The organism is Nocardioides convexus (assembly GCF_011090295.1).
The window spans coordinates 2,514,837-2,535,743 of sequence record NZ_JAAMYA010000001.1; the positions used below are offsets into that span (position 1 = coordinate 2,514,837).

27 protein-coding genes and 8 pseudogenes are annotated in these 20,907 nt (G+C 72.2%); 10 read left to right on the forward strand and 25 right to left on the reverse strand.

Annotated elements, in window-relative coordinates:
• Nucleotides 1–70: 70 nt before the first annotated feature.
• From G5V59_RS37135 to G5V59_RS18930, 8 genes and pseudogenes are all read right to left on the reverse strand, one after another.
• Nucleotides 71–358: pseudogene (locus G5V59_RS37135) on the reverse strand (hypothetical protein); the annotation flags it as partial.
• Nucleotides 300–452, reverse strand: a pseudogene (locus G5V59_RS37140) (hypothetical protein); the annotation flags it as partial. The pseudogenes G5V59_RS37140 and G5V59_RS37135, both read right to left, overlap by 59 nt.
• 78 nt (nucleotides 453–530) lie before the next feature.
• Nucleotides 531–674, reverse strand: a complete 144-nt coding sequence (locus G5V59_RS18910; protein WP_278257478.1) for a hypothetical protein — start codon at nucleotides 672–674, stop codon at nucleotides 531–533.
• A 229-nt stretch (nucleotides 675–903) separates the two neighbouring features.
• Complete coding sequence (locus tag G5V59_RS18915) at nucleotides 904–1,455, reverse strand: SDR family oxidoreductase (RefSeq protein ID WP_278259933.1); 552 nt, start codon at nucleotides 1,453–1,455, stop codon at nucleotides 904–906.
• Between the two features lie 185 nt (nucleotides 1,456–1,640).
• Nucleotides 1,641–1,820 carry a hypothetical protein gene (locus G5V59_RS37145; RefSeq protein WP_341351261.1) on the reverse strand — a complete coding sequence of 60 codons (180 nt, stop codon included), beginning with the start codon at nucleotides 1,818–1,820 and terminating at the stop codon, nucleotides 1,641–1,643.
• On the reverse strand, nucleotides 1,751–2,629 hold the full coding sequence (locus tag G5V59_RS18920) for an AMP-binding protein (RefSeq protein ID WP_341350980.1): 879 nt from the start codon (nucleotides 2,627–2,629) through the stop codon (nucleotides 1,751–1,753). The genes G5V59_RS37145 and G5V59_RS18920 overlap by 70 nt, the downstream gene beginning before the upstream one ends.
• On the reverse strand, nucleotides 2,557–2,862 hold the full coding sequence (locus tag G5V59_RS18925) for a hypothetical protein (RefSeq protein WP_278257480.1): 306 nt from the start codon (nucleotides 2,860–2,862) through the stop codon (nucleotides 2,557–2,559). The genes G5V59_RS18920 and G5V59_RS18925 overlap by 73 nt, the downstream gene beginning before the upstream one ends.
• Nucleotides 2,859–3,113: an acyl carrier protein gene (locus tag G5V59_RS18930; protein WP_278257481.1), complete on the reverse strand. Its 255-nt coding sequence runs from the start codon at nucleotides 3,111–3,113 to the stop codon at nucleotides 2,859–2,861. The genes G5V59_RS18925 and G5V59_RS18930 overlap by 4 nt, the downstream gene beginning before the upstream one ends.
• A 694-nt stretch (nucleotides 3,114–3,807) precedes the next feature.
• Here G5V59_RS18930 and G5V59_RS18935 point away from each other — a divergent pair.
• From G5V59_RS18935 to G5V59_RS18945, 3 genes and pseudogenes are all read left to right on the forward strand, one after another.
• Nucleotides 3,808–3,990 (forward strand): annotated as a pseudogene (locus tag G5V59_RS18935) (N-acetylneuraminate synthase family protein); the annotation flags it as partial.
• Between the two features lie 73 nt (nucleotides 3,991–4,063).
• A pseudogene (locus tag G5V59_RS18940) lies at nucleotides 4,064–4,210 on the forward strand (N-acetylneuraminate synthase family protein); the annotation flags it as partial.
• A 79-nt stretch (nucleotides 4,211–4,289) separates the two neighbouring features.
• Nucleotides 4,290–4,793 carry an N-acetylneuraminate synthase family protein gene (locus G5V59_RS18945; protein ID WP_278257482.1) on the forward strand — a complete coding sequence of 168 codons (504 nt, stop codon included), beginning with the start codon at nucleotides 4,290–4,292 and terminating at the stop codon, nucleotides 4,791–4,793.
• Between the two features lie 60 nt (nucleotides 4,794–4,853).
• Here G5V59_RS18945 and G5V59_RS18950 read toward each other — a convergent pair whose 3' ends face one another.
• The 6 genes from G5V59_RS18950 to G5V59_RS18975 are packed head-to-tail and all read right to left on the reverse strand — an operon-like array spanning nucleotide 4,854 to nucleotide 8,879.
• The gene (locus G5V59_RS18950; RefSeq protein ID WP_278257483.1) at nucleotides 4,854–5,678 is read right to left on the reverse strand and encodes a hypothetical protein; all 825 of its coding nucleotides are present in this window, start codon (nucleotides 5,676–5,678) and stop codon (nucleotides 4,854–4,856) included.
• Nucleotides 5,672–6,121, reverse strand: coding sequence for a hypothetical protein (locus G5V59_RS18955; RefSeq protein WP_278257484.1), 450 nt, complete (start codon nucleotides 6,119–6,121; stop codon nucleotides 5,672–5,674). The genes G5V59_RS18950 and G5V59_RS18955 overlap by 7 nt, the downstream gene beginning before the upstream one ends.
• Nucleotides 6,045–6,542, reverse strand: coding sequence for a hypothetical protein (locus G5V59_RS18960; protein WP_278257485.1), 498 nt, complete (start codon nucleotides 6,540–6,542; stop codon nucleotides 6,045–6,047). Before G5V59_RS18960 ends, G5V59_RS18955 begins: the two co-directional genes overlap by 77 nt.
• The gene (locus tag G5V59_RS18965) at nucleotides 6,440–6,766 is read right to left on the reverse strand and encodes a hypothetical protein (protein ID WP_278257486.1); all 327 of its coding nucleotides are present in this window, start codon (nucleotides 6,764–6,766) and stop codon (nucleotides 6,440–6,442) included. The genes G5V59_RS18960 and G5V59_RS18965 overlap by 103 nt, the downstream gene beginning before the upstream one ends.
• Complete coding sequence (locus G5V59_RS18970) at nucleotides 6,676–8,064, reverse strand: hypothetical protein (protein ID WP_278257487.1); 1,389 nt, start codon at nucleotides 8,062–8,064, stop codon at nucleotides 6,676–6,678. Before G5V59_RS18970 ends, G5V59_RS18965 begins: the two co-directional genes overlap by 91 nt.
• Nucleotides 8,049–8,879, reverse strand: coding sequence for a hypothetical protein (locus tag G5V59_RS18975; protein WP_278257488.1), 831 nt, complete (start codon nucleotides 8,877–8,879; stop codon nucleotides 8,049–8,051). Before G5V59_RS18975 ends, G5V59_RS18970 begins: the two co-directional genes overlap by 16 nt.
• A gap of 125 nt (nucleotides 8,880–9,004) precedes the next feature.
• On the opposite strand from G5V59_RS18975, the pseudogene G5V59_RS18980 reads away from it, so the two are divergent.
• The 6 genes and pseudogenes from G5V59_RS18980 to G5V59_RS19005 all read left to right on the forward strand — a co-directional run.
• Nucleotides 9,005–9,418: pseudogene (locus tag G5V59_RS18980) on the forward strand (polysaccharide biosynthesis protein); the annotation flags it as partial.
• 34 nt (nucleotides 9,419–9,452) lie between these two features.
• Nucleotides 9,453–9,512: pseudogene (locus G5V59_RS18985) on the forward strand (hypothetical protein); the annotation flags it as partial.
• Nucleotides 9,513–9,685: 173 nt separating this feature from the next.
• On the forward strand, nucleotides 9,686–9,997 hold the full coding sequence (locus G5V59_RS18990; protein WP_278257489.1) for a polysaccharide biosynthesis protein: 312 nt from the start codon (nucleotides 9,686–9,688) through the stop codon (nucleotides 9,995–9,997).
• Nucleotides 9,952–10,680, forward strand: a pseudogene (locus G5V59_RS18995) (aminotransferase class V-fold PLP-dependent enzyme); the annotation flags it as partial. The gene G5V59_RS18990 and the pseudogene G5V59_RS18995, both read left to right, overlap by 46 nt.
• A gap of 115 nt (nucleotides 10,681–10,795) precedes the next feature.
• Complete coding sequence (locus tag G5V59_RS19000; protein ID WP_278259934.1) at nucleotides 10,796–11,137, forward strand: DegT/DnrJ/EryC1/StrS family aminotransferase; 342 nt, start codon at nucleotides 10,796–10,798, stop codon at nucleotides 11,135–11,137.
• Nucleotides 11,138–11,153: 16 nt separating this feature from the next.
• Nucleotides 11,154–12,434: an aldo/keto reductase gene (locus tag G5V59_RS19005; protein WP_278257490.1), complete on the forward strand. Its 1,281-nt coding sequence runs from the start codon at nucleotides 11,154–11,156 to the stop codon at nucleotides 12,432–12,434.
• Nucleotides 12,435–12,515: 81 nt separating this feature from the next.
• On the opposite strand, the gene G5V59_RS19010 is transcribed toward G5V59_RS19005, so the two are convergent.
• Together G5V59_RS19010 and G5V59_RS19015 are read right to left on the reverse strand one after the other, a co-directional pair.
• The gene (locus tag G5V59_RS19010; protein WP_278257491.1) at nucleotides 12,516–12,710 is read right to left on the reverse strand and encodes a hypothetical protein; all 195 of its coding nucleotides are present in this window, start codon (nucleotides 12,708–12,710) and stop codon (nucleotides 12,516–12,518) included.
• Between the two features lie 93 nt (nucleotides 12,711–12,803).
• Entirely contained in the window at nucleotides 12,804–13,034 is a 231-nt protein-coding gene (locus G5V59_RS19015; RefSeq protein ID WP_278257492.1) for a hypothetical protein, read from the reverse strand.
• Nucleotides 13,035–13,347: 313 nt separating this feature from the next.
• On the opposite strand from G5V59_RS19015, the gene G5V59_RS19020 reads away from it, so the two are divergent.
• Nucleotides 13,348–13,548, forward strand: a complete 201-nt coding sequence (locus G5V59_RS19020) for an SDR family oxidoreductase (protein WP_278259935.1) — start codon at nucleotides 13,348–13,350, stop codon at nucleotides 13,546–13,548.
• 23 nt (nucleotides 13,549–13,571) lie between these two features.
• Here G5V59_RS19020 and G5V59_RS19025 read toward each other — a convergent pair whose 3' ends face one another.
• The 9 genes and pseudogenes from G5V59_RS19025 to G5V59_RS19075 form a co-directional block, all read right to left on the reverse strand.
• Nucleotides 13,572–15,818, reverse strand: a complete 2,247-nt coding sequence (locus G5V59_RS19025) for a hypothetical protein (protein ID WP_278257493.1) — start codon at nucleotides 15,816–15,818, stop codon at nucleotides 13,572–13,574.
• Between the two features lie 36 nt (nucleotides 15,819–15,854).
• A complete protein-coding gene (locus tag G5V59_RS19030; RefSeq protein WP_278257494.1) occupies nucleotides 15,855–16,322 on the reverse strand; it encodes a hypothetical protein in 468 nt (155 codons plus the stop codon).
• Entirely contained in the window at nucleotides 16,258–16,479 is a 222-nt protein-coding gene (locus G5V59_RS19035; protein ID WP_278257495.1) for a hypothetical protein, read from the reverse strand. The genes G5V59_RS19030 and G5V59_RS19035 overlap by 65 nt, the downstream gene beginning before the upstream one ends.
• 82 nt (nucleotides 16,480–16,561) lie before the next feature.
• Nucleotides 16,562–16,762, reverse strand: coding sequence for a hypothetical protein (locus tag G5V59_RS19040; protein ID WP_278260315.1), 201 nt, complete (start codon nucleotides 16,760–16,762; stop codon nucleotides 16,562–16,564).
• Nucleotides 16,692–17,492, reverse strand: a complete 801-nt coding sequence (gene folK / locus G5V59_RS19045) for a 2-amino-4-hydroxy-6-hydroxymethyldihydropteridine diphosphokinase (RefSeq protein WP_278257496.1) — start codon at nucleotides 17,490–17,492, stop codon at nucleotides 16,692–16,694. Before folK ends, G5V59_RS19040 begins: the two co-directional genes overlap by 71 nt.
• A 126-nt stretch (nucleotides 17,493–17,618) precedes the next feature.
• On the reverse strand, nucleotides 17,619–18,026 hold the full coding sequence (gene folB, locus G5V59_RS19050) for a dihydroneopterin aldolase (RefSeq protein ID WP_278259936.1): 408 nt from the start codon (nucleotides 18,024–18,026) through the stop codon (nucleotides 17,619–17,621).
• Nucleotides 18,023–18,871: pseudogene (folP, locus tag G5V59_RS37150) on the reverse strand (dihydropteroate synthase). Before folP ends, folB begins: the two are co-directional and overlap by 4 nt.
• A gap of 64 nt (nucleotides 18,872–18,935) precedes the next feature.
• Nucleotides 18,936–19,199 carry a hypothetical protein gene (locus G5V59_RS19070; RefSeq protein WP_278257498.1) on the reverse strand — a complete coding sequence of 88 codons (264 nt, stop codon included), beginning with the start codon at nucleotides 19,197–19,199 and terminating at the stop codon, nucleotides 18,936–18,938.
• A 309-nt stretch (nucleotides 19,200–19,508) separates the two neighbouring features.
• Nucleotides 19,509–20,540: a hypothetical protein gene (locus tag G5V59_RS19075; RefSeq protein ID WP_278257499.1), complete on the reverse strand. Its 1,032-nt coding sequence runs from the start codon at nucleotides 20,538–20,540 to the stop codon at nucleotides 19,509–19,511.
• Nucleotides 20,541–20,907: the final 367 nt, after the last annotated feature.

Below are 20,907 nucleotides of genomic sequence, written 5' to 3' on the forward strand. Positions count from 1 at the left end.
AGGTCATCGCCGGGTGGAGCGCGATGATCCGTGCGCCGACGGCCGCGGCGGGCGCGAGGACAGCGAGGCCGTGCCGGCCGGAGGTGTGCGCCACGACCTGGCCCTCACGGAGCGCGCCGCTGTCGGCGAGCACCCGGACCACGTTGGGCAGCATGTCGTCGGGGACGGTGAGCAGCAGCAGGTCGGCGGCCCGGGCGACGTCGCTCGGCTTGCGCAGGGGCACGCCGGGCAGCAGGACCGGCCGCGCGGCGGCGCGAGGCGTCGGACTCACCGGCAGCGGCGACGACGGGGTGACCGGCCGCACGGAGGGCGGCGGCCAGGACGGCGCCGACGCGACCCGCGCCGACGACACCCACACGGAGGTCGTGGGACATCGTGAACCTTTCGTTCCCGTCCCACCGACCACTGCTCCGTGCGGGGCAGCCGGTGTGGGTACCGGACGTTGTGCTCATCAGGTGCGTCCCGGGGTTCCGGGACGACTCAACGGTACGCCGGTCCGCGCGCTCCGGGGAACGGATCGGATCGGTGGGCTAGGTCACACGGCTCCGCGGCGGCGCGCGACGCTCACGACGACCGTCGTCGCGGCGTCCGGGTGCAGCCGGCCCGTCACCAGGCTCGACGCCGGACGGAGCGTCCGGGTCGAGGCCGCCGCGCTGGAGCAGCACGACCGGCACCCCGGTCAGGCTTCGCCCGGCACTCCAGCCGGGTCCAGCGCTCCCAGAAGGACTCCGCCCCGTGGGCCGCGGCGAGGGCGGGGGGCACCGGCCGCTCGATCTCGGCGTCGATCGCGACCCCGTCCGCGGGGCCGGTCCAGGCGACCACCCGGCCGTCGGAGAGGTGGGAGCGGGCGTCGTACCGGCTCAGGCTCCGCGTCGGTGCCGACGCGGAGCCTGGGAGAGCGGGTCAGATGGAGCCGCCACCGTCGATGACGATCGCCTGGCCGTTGATGTTCGTCTGGTCGAGCAGCAGGGTGCGGACCACCGGGACGACGTCCTCGGGCGAGGTCATCGCCCCCGACGGGGTACGACGGGTGATCGACTCGAGTTGGTTCTGGCCCAGCACGGCGGACATCTCCGAGGCGAAGAAGCCCGGCGCGACCGAGTTGGCGAGCACCCGGCCGGCCATCTCCCGGGCGATCGCGCGGGTGGCCCCGTCGAGGCCGGCCTTGGTGGAGGAGTAGGCGACCAGGCCCTGGTAGCCGCGCTGGCCGCAGATCGAGGTGATGTTGACCAGGCGGCCGCGACGGCCCTTGCCCATCAGGCGGCGCAGCCAGAACCGGGTGAGCACGAGCGGCGCGGTCAGGTTCGTCTCGATGATCCGCGCGATCTCGTCGGCGGAGGTGTGCACGTGGAGCGAGTCCTGGCCGACGGCGGCGTTGTTGACGAGCCCGTCGATGACGCCGAGCTTCGCCTCGACCTCCTTGACGAAGGCCTGCGTGGCCGGGGCGTCGGTGATGTCGACCGAGCCGAAGTGGCTGGTCTCGGGGAACCGGGCGGCGAGGGCGTCGGTCCGGGGTCACCGTGCGCGCGAACGCCGCGACCTTGACGCCCTGCTCCAGCAGGTCGGTCACCATCGCGAGACCGAGGCCGCGCGAGGCGCCGGAGATCAGGACGACGCCGGCGGGCGGCACGAGGGTGGCATCAGACATCGCTCTTCAGGGTCTCCTTGGTCGGGATCTGGGCGAGGAGCGCGACCCGGCGCGGGACGCCGTAGTCGGGCAGCCGGTCGCGGCACCAGTCGGTGATCCGGGTCAGCGCCTCGGGGTCCTCGGTCGCGCCCGAGGTGAGCACCACGTCGGCGACGACGATCGTGCCGACCAGCGGCGCCTTGCGGCCGCGGACGTGGGCCCAGGCGACGTCGGGGTGCGCCTGCAGGACCGAGCGGACCACGCCGGCGGACACCTTCGCGCCGCCCACGTTGATCTCGTCGGCGTTGAGCCGGCCGGTGATGAGCACCCGGTCGCCCTCCACCACGACGGCGTCACCGGTGCGGATCGAGCCGTCCAGTCCCTCGCCGTGGTGGGGCGAGGTGATGACCAGCTCGCCGTCCTGGACCGAGATCCGGGGCCGGCCCGGGGTGTCGCGATCCAGCCACGCGGCGGGGAAGCCGGCGCGGCCGTCGTGCACGACGATCGAGGCGCCCACCTCGGAGGAGGCGTAGATCCAGGAGATCCGGGCGTCGGGGAACAGGCTCGCGGAGCCTGGTCGAGGACGGCCTGGTCGACCGGCTCGCCGCCGAGGCTGATCTGCTCCAGCGGTACCTCGCCGAGACGGTCGCGCTGCTTCATGATGCTCTGCCGCCAGAACGTCGGCGTACCGGAGGCCGCGGTCACGCCGTGCTCGACGGCGGCCGGCACCCACTCGTCCAGGCCGCTCGGGTCGACCACGACGAGGTCCTGCGCGGGCGCGGCGAGGCCCAGGGTGACCACCTGCCACCAGGCGTAGGTGCCCGGCGAGTAGGGGCACAGCCAGCGCCGCGGCGGCAGGTCGCCGGACACGGTGGTCAGCGAGGTGAGGGTGTGCCCGATCTGCTTGGGCCGCCCGGTCGAGCCGGAGGTCAGCAGCCAGAGCCGGCCCGCGGTGGGCTCGCGCGGCGTGGTCGCGGGGGTGACGGTGTCGCCCTCGACCACGTTGAAGCCGGAGTCCAGCAGGCTCCTGGCGCAGCACCGGCTCCATGCGGCCGGCCGCGACGACGAGCAGACTCGTCACCGGTGGTGACGTGCCGGTGGACCCACGGCAGGGCGTCGTACGACGTCGGGACGACGACAGCAGCAGGCGCCGGGGCCGAGACGGCGGGGAGCTCGTCCCACGCCAGGGCCTCGCCCGTGCGGGCGTCGATGACCCGGTTGCTGCGGAGGCTCACGCGTCCTGGATCTCGAGCAGGAGGTCGAGGACGTCTCCGACCGTGGTGATCTGGCGCAGGCCGGCGGCGTCGAAGTTCAGGCTCCTCGTCGATCTCGTCCTCCACCCGGAGGGCGAGACTCGCTGAAGTCGAGCGAGCGGAAGCCGATGTCGGCCAGCCTGCGCGTCGTCGTTGGCGGGCAGCGCCTTGCTCTGCGCGGCCAGAACCTCACCCATCGACTCACGAAGGCGATCGCGGGGAACCGTCGTCATGGCGGGCAGACTACCGTTAGCCGCGCAGGGAGCCGCACTCCAGCGGTCCAGTCGAGGAGGAACCATGCTGCGTCCCGCCGGGGACGGCGACGTCGACGCCATGCGGGCGTGGCGCAACCAGGCCGCCAACCGGGCGGTGAGCATCCACGCGCACGAGATCTCCGCCGAGGAGCACGCAGGCTGGTGGGCGCGCACCCGCGAGGACCCCACCCGCCGGGTGCTGGTCTTCGAACTCGGCGAGCGTCCGCTGGGGATCGTCAGGCTTCTTCGACATCGACGACGAGCAGCGCCGCTGCTCGTGGGGCTTCTACCTCGACAGCGAGACCGTCGAGGCCGAGGGCCTGGCCCTGATGGCCTGGATGCAGGTGATGAAGGAGGCGACGACGTACGCCTTCGACGAACTCGGCGTCGACACCCTCGACGGCGAGGTGCTCGCCGGCAACGAGGCGGTCCGCTCGATGAACCGCCGCTTCCGCTTCACCGAGGGCCCCGCCGAGACCCGCGCGGTCGACGGCCGCACCATCGAGGTGCACCCGATCAGCCTGCGCCGCGAGGACCGCCGCGGGGCACGCAGGAACCGCACCGAGAACAGCACTGGCAACAGCACAGAGGAGGGCACCCGATGAGCCTGGACGCCATCGGAACCGGCGGCCGCACCATCGGCCCCGACGCCGAGCCGTTCGTGATCGCCGAGATGTCGGGCAACCACAACGGCGACCTCGAGCGCGCGCTCGAGATCGTCCGCGCCGCCGCCGACGCGGGCGCGCACGCGGTGAAGATCCAGACCTACACGGCCGACACGATCACGCTCGACGTCGACTCCCCGATGTTCCGGCTCAGCGCGGACCACCCGCTGTGGCCCAACCGCCGCCTCTACGACCTCTACACCGAGGCGCACACCCCGTGGGACTGGCACGAGCCGATCTTCGCGCTCGCCCAGGAGCCTGGGGATGCTCGGGTTCAGCGCACCCTTCGACCCGACCGCCGTCGACTTCCTGCACGGCCTCGGCGTCCCGCTCATCAAGTCCGCCTCCAGCGAGATCACCGACCTGCCGCTGATCCGCTCGATCGCCGCGACGGGGCTGCCGACGATCATCTCGACCGGCACCGCCACGATGGGCGAGATCGACAGCGCCGTCCGCGCGGCGCGGGAGACGGGCAACGAGCAGACTGGTCGTGCTGGCCTGCACCGCGTCGTACCCCGCTCCCCCGGAGGCGTCCAACCTGCGCGGCATCCCGGTCCTGCGCGACGCACTCGACGTCCAGGTGGGTCTCTCCGACCACACCCTGGGCATCGGCGCCTCGGTAGCCGCGGTCGCGCTCGGCGCCACGGTGATCGAGAAGCACCTCACCCTCGACCGCGCCGACGGTGGCGTGGACGCGGACTTCTCCCTCGACCCCGGCGAGTTCGCCTCGCTGGTGCGGGAGACCAAGATCGCCTGGCAGGCGATGGGCGAGGCCCGGATCGGACCCAAGGAGATCGAGGCCGAGGGCCTGCGCTTCCGGCGCTCGCTCTTCGTCTCCCGCGACGTCCGGGCCGGCGAGAAGGTCGGCCCCGACAACGTCCGCTCGGTCCGTCCCGCAGACGGCCTGCCGCCGGACTCCTTCCGCGACATCGAGGGCCGGGAGTTCCGGCAGGACGTGCCCATGGGCACGCCCATGTCGCTCGACCTGCTCTAAAGGGGGTGCAGGAATCCCCGGTTACCGGGGGATTCCTACGGTTCTTGACCGTTGCAAGGGTCAAGAACCGTAGGAAGAGGTCAGGAACCCCCTCCAGTGCTCGACGCGGCGGGCTCGGTCGGCTCGACGACGACATTCGACCGTCCGAAGCCCGGCTCGTCGGAGTCCGCCGCCCCGGCGGGCATCGTCGCGGGCACGAGCAGGGGGAACCGGTCGGCGTTTCTTCCAGGCTGCCGGCGAAGCCTGGTCGCCGGTGAACATGCTGGACGGGCCCGGGTCCGCCTCGTCGGCGCCACCTGCCGCCACCGTCCCCGCCGAGGCGAGGAGCAGCGGGGCGACGCCGAGTGCCCTCACCGAAGCGAGCGGCTCCGCACGCTCCAGTCGACCAACGCGGGCTCGCCCGACGGCGACCGCTTCGTCAGCCGGACCATCACCGGGCCGGTGCCGGCGGGCAGGCGCAGCCGCGCGCCCTCGGCCTCCGCACCCGGTACGACGCCGCCGTCCAGCGTGCGCACGTCGATCCCGATGCCGTGGGACTTGTCGACCACCCGGTCCTGGGCGAACTCGCGCACCGCGCGCCCGGGGTGCTTGACCCGGGCCCGGCGCCCGCGCAGGCGGTCGCCGCCGACGCTGCGGACGCCGACCTCGAGTCTCGGCGCCGGTGTCGGGGGCTCCGGGGTTGACGACGAAGATCCCGCTCTGGCCGAGCACCAGCGCGCCGTGGTCGTCGTGGCGGCCGACGGCCACCCGGGGGGCGATCGGCTCGGAGCCGAGGCGCAGGTGGATGCGGGCGACGGCGATGCCGACCACACCGTCGGGCATCGCGGCGCCGGTAGGCCACACCTGCTCGTCGGCGCGCGAGGACTCCATGCCGATCATCAGCATGCCGTCGTCGCCGAGCCTGCTCGGGAGAGACCTGGAAGGAGACCTGCTCGAGGGTCGCCTCGCCGTCGTAGCGGCGCAGGCCGAGGGCGGCACCGGCGATGGTGCGGCCCTGCGCGGTGAAGCGGAGCAGGCGGTGGCGGCCGGAGACGTCGGGAAGGGGGACCTCGCGGTCCTTGTCCTCGCTGCGCGCCATCTTGGCGCGGCTGCCGAGCATGTTGTCGTGCCACATCTCGTTGGACAGCCCGTCGATGCGGATGTCGAGGTGCACGGTGAACGGCCCGTCCGGGCGCACGAGCGAGAGGCCCAGCATCCCCGAGGGCCGTACGACGCGCGCGAGCCGGTGCGGTGCCCGGACCGCGCCGTCGATCAGCGCCACCGCGCCCGGCACGTCCTGGTCGAGGTAGACCGGCGAGCTCGTGGCGCCGGGCGGGCCGGTCGAACATCGTGCCGACGTGCAGGGTGGGCAGGCTCGAAGACGCCGCTCATGACGCCACCACCCCCAGTCTGCATCGCCAGGCTCTCGGGGGGGACCTCCCAGTCGAAGCGGGACAGGAAGGGCTCCCGGCGCCGCCACATCCGGTTCATCGCCGCGAACGCGGGCTCGCCGTCGGACTCCACGTGCAGCATGTTGACCGCCAGGATCTCGAAGAGCTCGTCGCCCTCGCCGACCGGCCACTGCTGGACCAGGCCGGAGGGCACGTCGGAGGCGCAGCGGTAGAACCACATCCACAGTCGCGCCCGCTCGACCTGCTCCGGCGTGATCAGGCTCCACGCCGCCGAGCAGCCCGTCGACGTGGCGCTGCAGGCTCGGCGAAGTACTCCTCCACGCTGGCCGCCACGGTGGTGAAGCCGCAGGCGCTCCACTCCGACCAGCCGCACTGGAGCGCGGGGATGCCGAGGGCGGGGTACTCGCTGCTGACGCTGCCGCGCACGGTGAGCACCAGGTCGGTCAGCGCGGTCAGGTAGTTCTTCGACAGGTCCAGGCTGCGCATGAACCTCATGTGCGGCTTGTCGGCGTAGCGGGCCGCGACGCCGTCGAAGAAGCCGGTGGCGTCGTACATGTGCTGGTGGGGGTGGTCGAGGAACATCCAGTTGACCTCGTCGTGCTCGGCGGCCCACGCGGCCGTCCGCTCGATCCAGTCGCCGAGGTCGGCGAAGACCTCCCAGTTGGTGCCGAGCGCGTCGGAGACGGCGTGGTTGAACACCGAGACCGTCGGCTTCGAGGGGTCCAGGCCGACCCGGCGCCCGGCGGGCACCCGGACCGCGGCGCGGTCGGCCGGGGTCTGCGAACTCGATGCTGGAGAAGTCCTGGCCGGCGCGCCACCACGACGGACGCCCGAGGGTGGCCTTGGAGCGCCACTGGGTCAGGCTCGGAGCCGCGGTGCAGCAGGCTCGCGGTTCGGCCACAGGTGCTTGTCGAAGAACTCGCCGAGCCTGCGAGGTCAGCCCGGCCCGGATCGGGGCGTCCGCCGGCAGGCTTCTCGGGGAACAGGCCGTAGACCTTGAGTCCGCCAGTGGACTGCGGGAAGAGCACGGGAACGTCGTGGCGCAGCGCCGCCTCGACCCCGAGCCCGAAGTTGTTGTAGTCGACGTGGCTGGTGATCAGCGCGACCACGTCGTTGTTGGCCAGCAGGGCGTCGTAGATCTTGGCGAACTCCACGCTGCGCGCGGCGACGTGCGCCTTCTTGGCCTGCAGCTCCGGGGAGTCGTCGAGGCGCGCGACCAGCGCCATCCTGCAGGCGGTGGCGTAGACGATGTCCTCAAAGGACTGCGGGGAGATGCCGGACTCGGGCAGGTCGCCGCCGAGGTCGACGCCGGCGACCTCGAGCGGCTCGGCGGTGCCGGCGACCCGCGCGTCGACGAGCGCGTGCACGTCGAAGACGGTCTCGGCGCCGTACGCCGTGGCCATCTGCGAGATCTCCTCGAGGTTGAAGTAGGTCCAGACGATCTGGTTCCAGTCCTCGTCGGCACCGCTGTAGACGATGACCCGGGCGGGCTCCATCCGGCGCAGTGCGTTGGCCACCGTGAGGTTGCGCAGCGTCACCCGCAGGTCCTGGCTCATCGCCTCCACCAGGATGATCCGCTCGGACTCCGGCAGCACGTTGTGGCGCCAGAACGTCGAGGCGGTACGGAGGAACGGCCGGAAGTCGGTCAGGCTCACGCACTCGCCAGTTATATCAACCGTGATAGCCCGTGCCATCAAGGGAGCAGCGCGGCGACAACCCTTTCGCGGCCCTGGCCGTCCACCAGCCTCCCAGCCGGTACGACGCAGCCGGTTGCGCGCCTCCGCGTCGGAGAGCGCCTCGGCCAGCACCGCGGTCGCCGCCGCGGGGTCGGCACGCACCCCCGAGAGCAGGCCGAGCGGGAAGGTCAGCCCCTGCGCCACGACCCGGCCGTAGGACTCCGCCTGGTTGTCCGCGACGCAGACGAAGGCGGCCGCCGCACCGAGGCACAGCAGGCTCCCAGCTCGACGTGCCGGCCGCGCTGACGACGAGGTCGGCCTCGCGCACCAGGCTCGGCGATCCGGTCGGTCGGCGCGATCACCTCGACCTCCTGGCCCGGTGCGGTGGCGATCGCCTCCAGCGCGGCCCGGCGCTCCGCGCTCGCCGCGACCACCGAGAGCCGGAAGGGCTGTCCCGTCGCCGCGAGCGCGGCGGTCAGCACGGGGGCGGCTCCGAAGGCGTCGGTGCCGCCGAAGAAGGCGAGCACCCGCGCCGGCCCGTCGGGCGCCGGCACCTCCGGCTGCGCGGGACGGTGCCGCAGCACCTCGTCGCGCATCAAGGCGTAGCGCAAGCCGGCCAGCCTGACCGCGCCGGCGGGCAGGGAGCGATGGTCGTGCTCGGCCCCGATGTTCTGGTCGAGGTACACGTCGGCCTCGCGGCCGCCGATCGCGCCGTCCACCACCGCCAGCGTCCGGTACGACGCCCGCGCGGCGGCGTACGCGACCGGCGGCAGGCGGTAGGAGTCGATCACGACCGCCTCCGGCTCGAGCCTCCGCGAGCCTGGTCCAGCCTGGGCGGTCACCGTCGCAGCGGGGACGACCGAGCCGAAGCCGCGGGCCTCGAGCCTGGGCCGCCGCGAAGGGCACCGAGCCCGCGTCGACGAGGAAGACCACCTCGCGGCCCCGGGCCGCCAGGCTCCTCGGCGAGGGCCAGGCAGCGCATCAGGTGGCCCACCCCGATGTCGGGACCCAGATCGCACCAGACGATCACCCTCGACACCCTGGTCTCCCCTCGATTCCGGCGACAGCGGCGGCCAACGGTATCGTCAGTCCGATTCTTCGTGGCGGGGACGGGCCCCGCTCCCGTCCGACGGAAGGCGTGCGCGTGTCCATCCTCCAGGGGAGCAGCATCCTGATCACCGGTGGCACCGGTTCCTTCGGGAAGGCGTTCATCCGCTACGCCCTCGACAACCTGAACCCGCGCCGGCTCATCATCATCAGCCGCGACGGTCTCAAGCAGTTCGAGTGCCGCCAGATGTTCAACGACGACCCGCGGCTGCGCTGGTTCATCGGCGACATCCGTGACCGCGAGCGCCTGCTCCGCGCGATGCACGACGTCGACTACGTCGTCCACGCGGCCGCGCTCAAGCAGGTCGACACGGGTGAGTACAACCCCTTCGAGTTCATCAAGACCAACGTGCTCGGCTCGCAGAACGTCGTCGAGGCCGCGATCGACGCGGGCGTGAAGAAGGTCGTCGCGCTCTCGACCGACAAGGCCTCCTCGCCGATCAACCTCTACGGCGCCACGAAGGCTGACCGCCGACAAGATCTTCATCCTCGGCAACAACTACGCCGCGTCGTACCCGACCCGGTTCGCGGTGGTCCGCTACGGCAACGTGACCGGCTCGCGCGGCTCGATCATCCCGAAGTGGAAGGCGATGGCCGAGCGCGGCGAGAAGCCTGCCGATCACCGACCTGCGCTGCACCCGCTTCCTGATCACGCTGCCGCAGGCCGTGCAGATGGTCGTCGACACCTTCGACCTGATGCAGGGCGGCGAGTCTGCTCGTGCCGCACATCCCCTCGCACAAGGTCGTCGACCTGGCCCACGCGGTCGTGCCGGACGCGGAGTTCGTCGACATCGGGCTTCGCCCGGGCGAGAAGCTCCACGAGGAGATGATCAGCCCCGAGGAGGGTCGCCGCGCGGTGATCATCCAGGACGGCAAGTACTACGTCATCGAGCCGGAGACCCCGCAGTGGGGCTACCAGCCGATCAAGGACGCGGTGCCGGTGCCCGAGGGCTTCCACTGCGCCTCGGACAAGAACGACATCTGGTGGGGCGTCGAGGACCTCCGCGAGGTCCTCGAGTCGGGCATCTGATGCTCCCCTACGGCCGCCAGTCGATCACCGAGGCCGACGTCGAGGCGGTCGCCGATGTCCTGCGCGGTGACTGGCTGACGACCGGGCCGACCGTGACCCGCTTCGAGGAGGCGATCGGCGCGCTGTCCGGCGGGCACCGCGCGGTGTCCTGCACCTCGGGCACCGCCGCGCTGCACATGGCCTACGCCGGCGCGGGCGTCGGCACCGGCGACGAGGTCGTCACCACGCCGATGACCTTCGTCGCGACCGCCTCCGGCGCCTCCCTCCTCGGTGCGAAGGTCGTCTTCGCCGACGTCGAGGAGGACACCGGCCTGATCGACCCGGCCGCCGTCGACACGCTGGTCACCGAGCGCACCAAGGTCGTCGCCGCGGTCGACTACACCGGCCACCCCGCCGACTACGCCGCGCTCCAGCCGATCGCGGACCGGGTCGGCGCACTCACCCTCGCCGACGCCGCCCACTCGATCGGCGGCGCTGTGATCGACGAGGGCGGCCGACGCGTCCCCGTTGGCGACCTGGCCGACGTCACGACCTACTCCTTCTTCCCGACCAAGAACATGACCACCACCGAGGGTGGTGCGGTGGTCGCCAAGGACGACGCGATCGCCCAGCGCGCCCACGAGTTCCACTTCATCGGCATGGTCCGCGACGCCGACCGGTTCGCGAACGCCGACCAGGGCGGCTGGTGGTACGAGGTCCACGAGCACGGCCTCAACTACCGCCTGACCGACGTCGCGTGCGCCCTCGGGCTCTCGCAGACTCCAACGGCTGGAGGCCTTCAAGCAGCGGCGCGCGGAGATCTGGGCCCGCTACAACGAGGCCCTGGCCGGCGTGGACGGCGTGCGGATCCCGGTGCAGCGCGAGGGCGTCGACCCGGTGTGGCACTTCTACTGCGCGCGGATCCTCGACGGCCGCCGCCGCGAGGTCTTCGAGAAGATGCGCGAGCGCGGCATCGGCGTGCAGGTCAACTACATCCCGGTCTACTGGCACCCCGTCTACGCCGATGCGGGCTACCAGCGCGGGATGTGCCCGAACGCCGAGGCGTTCTACGCCGAGGAGCTCTCGCTGCCGCTCTTCCCCGACCTGACCGACGCCGACGTGGACCGCGTCGTCGAGACGCTGACCGACATCCTCGGCTGACCTGACCTCGTCATGAGTGCGCGCGTCCAGGTCGTGCTCCAGTCCCGGCTCAGGCTCCTCGCGGCTGCCGGGCAAGGCGCTCCTGTCCGTCGCGGGCCGCCCGATGGTGGTTCTCGCCGCACAGCGGGCCGGCAACGCCGGTCACCCGGTGCTGGTCGCCACCAGCGACCAGCCGGAGGACGACGTGATCGCCGCCGCCTGCACCGCCGCGGACGTCGCCGTCGTGCGCGGACCGCTCGACGACCCGCTCGCGCGCTTCGTGCTGGCCGCGGAGGGGCTCGCCGACGACGACGTCGTGGTGCGCCTGACCGCCGACAACGTCGTACCGGACGGGGACGTGGTGGGCCAGGCTCGTCGCGGCCCTGGCGGACTCCGGGCAACGCTACGCCCGGCTCGGCGGCGACGACCCCGCCCTGCCGTACGGCGTCGCAGCGGAGGCCTTCACCGCCGGGCTGCTCCGCGAGGCGGACGCCGCCGCGAGCTCCGCCTTCGAGCGCGAGCACGTCACCCCGTGGATGCGCGAGCGGGAGGGCGACCTGCGCACCTCTCTCTCCGGCACCGGCGCGTGGGCCGGGCTGCGCTGCACGGTCGACACCTTCGACGACTTCGTCGCCCTGGCGCGGGTCCTGGCCGGCATTGCGGACCCGGTCGGCGCCGACTGGCGCACCCTGTGCGACCTCGTGGGTGCCGCGACCGAGCCTGCGCGCTCCCCTGCCGGTGCGCGAGAACCCCCTCGGCCAGTCCGCTCTGGTGCTCGGCACCGTCCAGGCTCGGCGTCCCCTACGGCGCCGCCAACACCGGCGGCCTCCCGTCCGACGCCGAGGTGAGCGAGGTCCTCGCCGCCGTACGACGCAACCGGATCACGCACCTCGACACCGCTCGTGGCTACGGCGCCTCCGAGCAGCGCCTGGGCGCCGCCCTGCGCCGCGGCCTGTCCGAGCACGCCGGTGTCGTCACCAAGGTCCTGCCGCTGACCGACGGCCAGGGCGCGGACGCCGCCCGGGCCTCGGTCGCGACCAGCCTGCGCCTGCTCGGCGCGTCCTCGGTCGCCGGCCTGCTCGTGCACCGCGCCGCCGACTGGCACCGTCCGGGTGTCGCCGATGAGACCGCCGGACTGGTCGCCGACGGCACCGCGCGGGTCGCGGGCGCCAGCCTGTCGACGCCCGAGGAGGCTCCTCGCCCTGCTCGCCGACCCGCGCTGCCGCTACGTCCAGGCTGCCGTTCAACCTGCTCGACCGGCGCTGGCTCGCCCCCGAGGTCCAGGAGGCGCTGGCCGCGCGGCCCGACGTCGTGGTGACCGTCCGGTCGGCGTACCTGCAGGGGCTGCTGGCCGCCGGCACCGCCGCCCGCTGGCCCGCCGTGGCCGACGGCGCCGCGATCACCGCCACCCTGGACCGGGCGGTCGAGACCCTGGGCCGCAGGCTCGCGCGCCGACCTGTGCATTGCCTACGTGCTGGCGCAACCGTGGGTCACCTCGGTCGTCGCCGGCGCGGAGAACGCCGCCCAGGTCGACGACACCGCCGCCCTGGTGCACCGCCCGCCGCTCACCGCCGAGGAGGTCGCGGTCGTCCACGACCTCGTCGCCCCCGGCCCGCTCGCCCTCGTCGACCCGAGCACCTGGAGCCTGAGATGGACCTCTTCGACCTCACCGGCACCGTCGCCGTCGTCAGCGGCGCCTCCGGCCGGCTCCGGACCCGCCATGGTCCGCGCGCTCGCGGACGCCGGCGCCACCGTGGTCGCCGTGGGCCGCTCCCCCGAGCGCCTCGCGGAGGCCGTCGGGGAGATCCCGCGCGTCGAGTTCGCGACCTGCGACATCACCTCCGCCGCGTGGCCCGCACTGCTGGGCGAGGTGGCCGAGCGGCACGGGCGGCTCGACGTACTGGTCAACAATGCGCACGTCCCGCGCGGTGGCTCGTTGCGCACCGCGACCGACGAGGACTACCGGCTGGCCTTCGACCTCGCGGTCACCGCCTCCGCCCGCGCCATCGAGGCCGCCCGCCCCGCACTCGCCGTCTCCGCCGCGGCCGGCGGCCCGGCGGCGGTGGTCAACGTCTCCTCGATGTACGGCGTGGTCGCGCCCGACCTGTCGATCTACGCCGAGGAGTCGCACCGCAACCCGCCGTTCTACGGCACCGCCAAGGCCGCGATGCTCCAGGCTCACCCGGTACGCCGCCGCCGAGTCCGGCCCCGAGGGCATCCGGGTCAACGCGCTGGTCCTCGGCCCCTTCCCCGGCGAGCCGGGCACACCCGAGGCGGCCACGCTGCAGGACAAGATCGCCGGGCTGACCCTGCTCGGCCGGGTCGGCCAGCCGGAGGAGGTGATGAGCGCGCTGCTCTTCCTCGCCTCGCCCGCCTCGTCCTTCGTCACCGGCTCGACTGTCGAGGTCGACGGCGGCTGGACCGCGCGCTGAGCCTGACCCTGGCTGCGGTTCAACTACCGAATTCGCTGTCCCGGACGGGAATTCACAGCAGATTCGGTAGTTGCGTGGCGCGAGAGGCGGCCGAAGGGGAGCTCAGGCGCGGTCGCGGCCGGTCGCGGAGTCCACGCCAGCCCGGTCCTCCAGCACCCGCAGCCGCTCCTCGAAGACGGTCGCGGCGCTGATCCGCGCCCGCACCCGGGCGTGCTCGGCCCGGACCTCGTCCAGCACCGAGCGGGCCGCCTCGACCTCGGCCGTGTCCGCCGTCGGCGCGGGGTCCTCCAGCCGGGCGCGCAGGCTCCTCGACCCGCTCCTCCAGCGCCGCCAGCCTGCGGGCCGATCCGGCCGATCTCGCGGACCGCGTCGCCGAGCCGGCGCTCCAGGTCCGCGACCCGCTCGCCGGTGTCGTCCGGCAGGCGGTGGGCACGACGCAGCGCGCGCACCACGTCCTTGGGACCCGGACGGCTCATGCTTCCTCCTCGGAGTCGGTCGGCCAGAACCGTACCCGGCCCTCCTGCCACCACCGCCGCAGGAGTGCCCCCTCGGCGGCCACCCGGTGCTCCGGGCCGATCCGGCCACTCGCCCCGGACTGGTAGTCCCAGCGCTCGGGCGAGGGGTCGTCGACGTAGGACAGGCCGGTCAGGTGGACCACGGCGTCGGGGAACAGCGTGCGGGCGAGCCAGGCGGCCGTCGTACCGGTCGTGGGGGCGAGGGCCTCCGCGCGCCACGGGACGCCCAGGCTCCTCGAGCAGGGGCACCGCGACGGCGTCGTTGCGGGCGACCACCAGCCCCAGGTCGGCGGGCCAGGAGCCCGGCCAGACCTCGGGGCGGTGGAACATCCGCATCGGCTCCAGCAGGACGTAGAGCCGCGCGCGGTAGTCCGCGAAGGAAGACACCGTCGCCCGCACCATCCGGCCCCACAGCACGACATCGGTACGACGCCCGGCGACCGGCTCCGCGCCGGGGGCGTCGAGCACGAAGTCTGTTCGTGCGCAGCACCAGGTCGCATCCGTCGATCGCCGCGGCGCGGGCCGCCGAGGGCACCATCGGGGCGTTGCCGACGACGGCCACCGAGCGCACCTCACCGGGCGTGCGGGCGTAGGACGCGGCGAGGTCGCGCAGCGGCACCAGCCGCTGATCAACCACGGACCCGCCGGGCGATCGCGCCGCGCACCCGCCGCGGGAGGGAGACCGGTGCTGGAGGCGGCGCCGCGTCCTTCTCCGCGCGTCGCGCGTCCCGCTCGTCCATCCGCTGCTCGATGACCTCGTGCTGGCGGATCATGGTGGCGATCGCGGCCTCCAGCAGGCTCGCCGTCGGACAGACTCCGAGGGCAGCCGGACGGCGTCCACGACGTTGGCCGCGAGGTCCTCCGGGCTGCCGACGACGTCCACCTCGCCGGCCAGCGCGGCCGGTCGTCGACCATCTGCCGCGAGCGCTCGCGCACCCAGTCGACGTACGGCGCGGGGACGCCGATCTTGATCGGGTCCGGTGCGCTGAACAGCCCGTCGCGCATCAGGTTGTCGCGCACCACGCGGATGTAGCGGTCGCGCATCGGGAAGCGCTCGCCGATCTGCACGTTGAACCGGCGCAGCAGGCTCCGCCTCGGCCAGGCCGAGAGAAGGGTTCTGCATCCCCGGCGGCGCGTGCGGGACGTCGGGGTCGAAGCCCACGATCGAGCCTGAACCGCTGCCACAGCAGGCTCGGGTCCGAGCCCGGCGGCGGCACGGTCAGCACGTGGAAGTGGCCCGGCTCCAGGTAGGGGCCCCACCGCGCGTAGACCAGGCTCGGGTCCTGGGTCTGCCAGAACGACTGGTCCGGCACGTCGCGCAGCCGGTCCAGGTAGAGCTCGTAGGTCGTCGTCGAGCGCGAGCGCAGCCACTGCTGCCACTCGGCCGGGACCTGCCGGGCGAAGTCCCGAGCGGCGTGCACCACGTGCACCGGGATCGGGGCCAGCGAGGTGACGATCCGCTCGATGACCTCCGGCGGCGAGCCGCACAGCAGGCTCCTCGCTGATCACCGCCACGCCCTCGTTGCGGTGCGCCCGCTCGACGACCAGGTCCCAGGTGGCGGACAGGCTCCGCCTCGCTCCAGATGCCGCCGCGCAGGTCGGAGACCGCGTCGAACTGCATCCGTCGGCTGCCCGGCGGGAAGAAGAAGCCCTGCGCGCGCAGGCTCTTCCTTGTTCAGCCAGATCATCCGCTGGAGGAAGGCTGGTGCCGGTCTTGGGGGCCCCGATGTGCAGGTAGATGGCGCTGGCGGTCACGGGGGTCCTTCTCGAAGCGGGCGACGGACGGCCATCCTAGTGAGCCGCCCGGGCGCCTCGGCTCAGGCGGTCTTGCCCTTGCGCCAGTTCGCCGCCGCCGTCCGCGCGGTGTGCAGGCTCGCTGGTGACGACGTCGAGCTCGGCCTCCAGCTCCGCCACCCGTACGACGGCCTGGCTGGCCCGCTCCTCCGCGTCGACCAGGCGCCGGTTCAGCCCCTCGTTCTCGCGCTGGGTGGTGCTCGCCAGGTCGCGGGCCTCGCCCAGGCTCGCGGCGGGCGTCGGCCAGGCTCCGCGGCGGCGTCGCCGAGGCGCTTCTCCAGCCGGGTGACGGTGGCGTCGCGCTTGGCGAGCTTTGCCGGTCATGTCGGCAGCGAACTCGACGTTCTCGGTGACCCGCGCCTCAGTCAGCCGGGCGTAGGCCTGAGCCTGCTGCGCCCGGTCACGGGCGGCCTCCTCGCGGGAGTCGAGCAGACTCGGAGTGGGTGATCTTCGTAGCGGCGGCACCCAGCACGACCGCCACCAGCGCGGCGATGGTGACGAGCAGCCAGGACCCGGTCAGGGCCGTGCCCACGACGGCGAGCGCCGAGACCACGAGCATGAGCGCGGCGACCACGAGACGGGTCGACCGCTGGCGACGACGGTTGCCGGCGGGGGAAGTCATGCCTGCACGTTATGCCCGTTCCCGCCTCGGACCCGGGAGAACACGCAGGCCCCACCTGTCACATCCGCCCCACCCTCGGGCATCAGGCGGGCTCGTCGTCGTCGCGGACCCGGCACGCACGCTCCAGCAGCAGCGCGGCGACCACCGCGACCACCGCGCAGCCGGCGGCCGCGAGGGAGCCCGCGATCCGGTCGTCGGCCCGCTCGGCGCGGTCACCGATCCAGGCTGAGCGCGTAGCCGACGTACCCCCCGGCGACGAGGGCGCCCACCAGGGCGCAGGCACGCGCGAGCACCAGCCGGTTGACGGCCTGGTGGGCCTCCAGGCGCTCGCGGCGCACGTGCACGGCGCGGTAGGTCACCCACGCGACGTAGCCCAGGATCGCGGCGAGCAGCCCCAGCGCCAGCGGTTGCCCCGCCGTCACCAGGGGCGGTACGACGCCCAGCCGGTCCGCGACCGGGTGCAGCGCCCAGCCCAGGACTCCGCCGACCACCGCCCAGCCGACCAGGGTCAGCAGCGAGGTCGGGCGCAGTGATCCCGACGGAGGCTCCCCGCCGGGGTCGCCCGCCGCGCTCACTCGAGCTCGAGGACCAGGTCCGGGCGCGGGGTCAGGCCGTCGGTGCCGACCGCGGCCAGCAGGTCGGCGACCGGCCCGCGGTCGAGGAACACCGCGTCCGGCTCGAGGTCGAGCCACGGCTTGAGCACGAAGGCACGCTCGTGGGCGCGCGGGTGCGGGAGCCGCAGGCTCCTCCTTGTCGCTGCGCCGGTCGCCGACCACGATCAGGTCGACGTCGAGGGTGCGCGGGGAGTTCTTCGCCTCGCCCCGCAGGCGGTCGAAGGCGTCCTCGATCGCGAGCGCGCGGTCGATCAGCCGGTGTGCGGAGAGCGTGGTGTCGGCGAGGACGACCGCGTTGAGGAAGTTCTGGGAGCCCTCGGGGCAGTCCACCGGGGCGCTCTCGTAGACCGGCGAGACGCCGGTGACCCACACGTTCGGGGTGTCCGCGAGAGCGTCCACACCACCCTGCAGGTTGGAGAAGGCTCTCGCCGAGGTTCGAGCCCAGCGCGATGACCACTCGACGGATCGGACGCATCTCCCCGGTGAGGGTGTCCGCGTCGATGATGTTCGGGTTGGGGGTCTCGGTCATGCTGGGGCCTCCGTCTTTCCGGTTCGGTTTCCCGCCGTGTCCCCCGGCACCCGCGAGCGGGTGATGGTGAGACGTACGTCGGCGAAGGTCGCCTGGATGGGCGCGTCCGGCTTGTGCACCGTCACTCGCGTCCATTCAACACGACCGTCCATGAGAGCGACATCGGCGATGCGCTCGGCAAGGGTCTCGATGAGGTCGACCGGGTCGCGCTCGACCGCCGCCACGACCCGGTCCACCAGGCCGCCGTAGTCGACGGTGTCGGCGAGGTCGTCGCTCGCCGCGGCGGGACGGGTGTCCACCCCCAGCACGAGGTCGATCTTGAAGACCTGCCCGTCGCGCCGCTCGTGGTCGAACACCCCGTGGTGGGCGAAGCACTCGATGCCGTCGATGCTCAGGCTCGTCAGTCACCGGCCTCCTTCCCACCCGCTGCCCGATCAGCGGTGTACCCACCCCACTGTGCCGCAACCGCCAGCGCGTCGCGATGGGCGCGCACATCGTGGACCCGCAGGCACCACACGTCCGCGCCGCCGAGACCCGCCGCGAGCATCGTCGTCAGCGCGATCCCGGCCGCCTCGCGCTCGCCCACCGGGCGCGGGCTGCCGTCGGGGGCCTCGAGCAGGCGACCCAGGAACGTCTTCCGGCTCGCGCCGACCAGCAGCGGGAAGCCCTGCGCGACCTGGTCCAGGTGGCGCAGCAGACCCCAGTTGTGGTGCGCGAGCCTGGCGAAACCCAGCCCCGGGTCCAGCACGACCTGCTCGTCGCGCACGCCGGCCGCACGGATCGCCTCCACCCGCTGGCCCAGGCTCGGCGCGGACCGCGGTCACGACGTCGGGCTCGTAGGCTCGTGAACTGCTGCATCGTGTCGCTGTGCGCGCGCCAGTGCATCGCGACGTACGTCGCGCCGGTGCTCGCCACCACGTCCAGGATCTCCGGGTCTGCCAGCCCGCCGGAGACGTCGTTGACGATGCTCGCCCCCGCCTCGACCGCCCGCGCCGCGACCTCCGCGCGCATCGTGTCCACCGACACCGTCGCCCCGTCCGCGGCCAGCGCCTCGATGACCGGTACGACGCGGTCCAGGCTCCTCCGCGAGCAGCGGCCGGGTGGCCCCCGGTCGGGTCGACTCACCCCCGACGTCGAGGATGTCGGCACCCTCGGCCAGCAGCGCGCGGCCGTGGGCGACGGCGCGCTCCGGGTCGTCGTACCGGCCGCCGTCGGAGAAGGAGTCCGGCGTGACGTTGACGACCCCCATCACGAGCGGTCGGTCAGTCACGACTCGAACCCTATCGGCCCTGCGGGCGTTGCCCGCTTTGCCATCAGCAGTCGTGGAAACGCCCGGGTGATGTCACCCTCGCCGCTCCATCTCGACCGATCTCAACAGTTGCCATCGTTTTTCCGCTTGGGGAGATGACGGCCAAGGACCGCTCTCCTTCCCAACGGAGGTAGACCGAGGAGTCGATGTCCTGCGTGCAAAGCGCAGCCATCGGCGACGGATGAACCCAGCCTGCCTTGAACACCTGCACTCGGGTCACGGTCTCCATCAGGCTTGAACGGACGGTCGACAACAGCACGATAGTCACCTTCAGGAGCGACAGCCTCTACCTGACGGTAGACAAGGACCTGTTGGAGCAGGCTGTCCTGCCAGCGCGACGAGTGCGAGCAGCGAGGCGGCGAGGGCCACGAGACCGCACCACTTCGTCCGCCGAGTGCCAGACCGGCGAGTGAGCAGCAGAAGCGGCACCGAACCCACGACTGCGACAACCGTCAACGACAGCGCTAGCACCGTCCACATGCGCGACCACCCCACCTCTCCGCACACCACCCGAGATCCCCGGCGGCGGATCCTTGGCAAAGGTACACCGCGTCAGCAATCGATATCGAAGGTCGAGTCACTCGCCACGACCAGCCCGCTGCAGTTCACCTTGAACAGCCAGCCGTCCTTGTACAGACTTCAACGCATGATCAATGAACCAGTTGATGTCCATCTCATGAGAACCCAAGTGATTGCTGACGTCGAAGTGGTTCTTAGTCATCTTCTTATGCCTATCGTACCAACCGAGGCTGTACTGGTTGTTCGCGGTGTCTCTGATGCTGTCCTGCTTGTCCTTGGATCCCTTCTCGTGAGCCTTCGCAATCTTCCACGCTGCGTCGCGCCCCAGCGTGTACGACAGATAGACCATCCACGTGAAGTGCCGCGTCGCGTTGTCTTTCCCGGCCGAGAACCGCCGAATCAGCACCCAGCCAGCGATCTTGGCGGAGACGGCGACGACCTTTCCGCACTTGAGGATTCCGAATCCCGCATCCCGGCAAGCGTTGTACACCGCTTTGGTCCCGATCCCGGAGCCTGAAGTCCCCGTGAGATCTGCGCTGTTCATCGGGTCCTGCGGGTAGGCATAGGTGGTCGAGTTGCCGCCGAACAAGGGATCGCGAGACGTGAACTGCCCGGTCACGGAGTTATAGACCCGAGCCCCCATCAGCACGAAGCCCTGCGGCTGCGCGGCGCGCTCGTGTCCTCCCAACCAGCCGTAGACGACGCCACTCGCCTTCAGCCTGTTCCGCAGCGGTGGGTACGGGGTTGCCGTACTCGTCGTAGAGCTGACCAGCTTGTCGATGCCGGCAGCCGGTCCGGAGCTCGGCACGCTTGCCGATGCGACGATGTCCCCGTGGGGGTTCGTCAGCGTCACCGTGAGCGCAGCAGCGGCACTCGTGCTGGTCCCGCTGCTCGCCAGCGTCGCGGAGAGGGCGCCGCTGAGACTCTCGACATACCGCGTCGTCGTAACCTGCCCATCAGCAGAGAGACGCGCCCAGCCGGGGCTGTCGGAGCCGTCGACATAGTGAAGATCCACCGACCTCGTGGAACCTCCCTCGACGGTCAGTTCGGTGGACCGTCGGCGTGCCGGGTCCAGGGTGTAGGTGGTCACCCGCGCGCCCTGTGAGATCGACCTAACGGAGTCGTCATCGAAGTAGGTGAGCGCGACGTCTGATCCACCGCTACGAGAGTCGACGGCAGGGATGGTCGTCATCCTACCGAGAGGATCGATGCCGTATCCGGCGTTGGTCGGCCGGTCGGCGACGTCCCAAGTCCACGTCCGGGAGCTTTGCCACGGTGCTGCTGCAGGTCCCGTCGGCATTCGCGCCTCGGCGCGTCAGACTGGTGCGGTTGCCGTTGGTGTCGAAGCCGTAGGCGCGAGTCTGGCAAGCAGCGCCGACCGGCGTGGCGAGACCCTCATCTCCCACCGTGGGGGTACCTCCGCTAGCAGCCGTGTGCTCGACAACATCGGTCAGGCG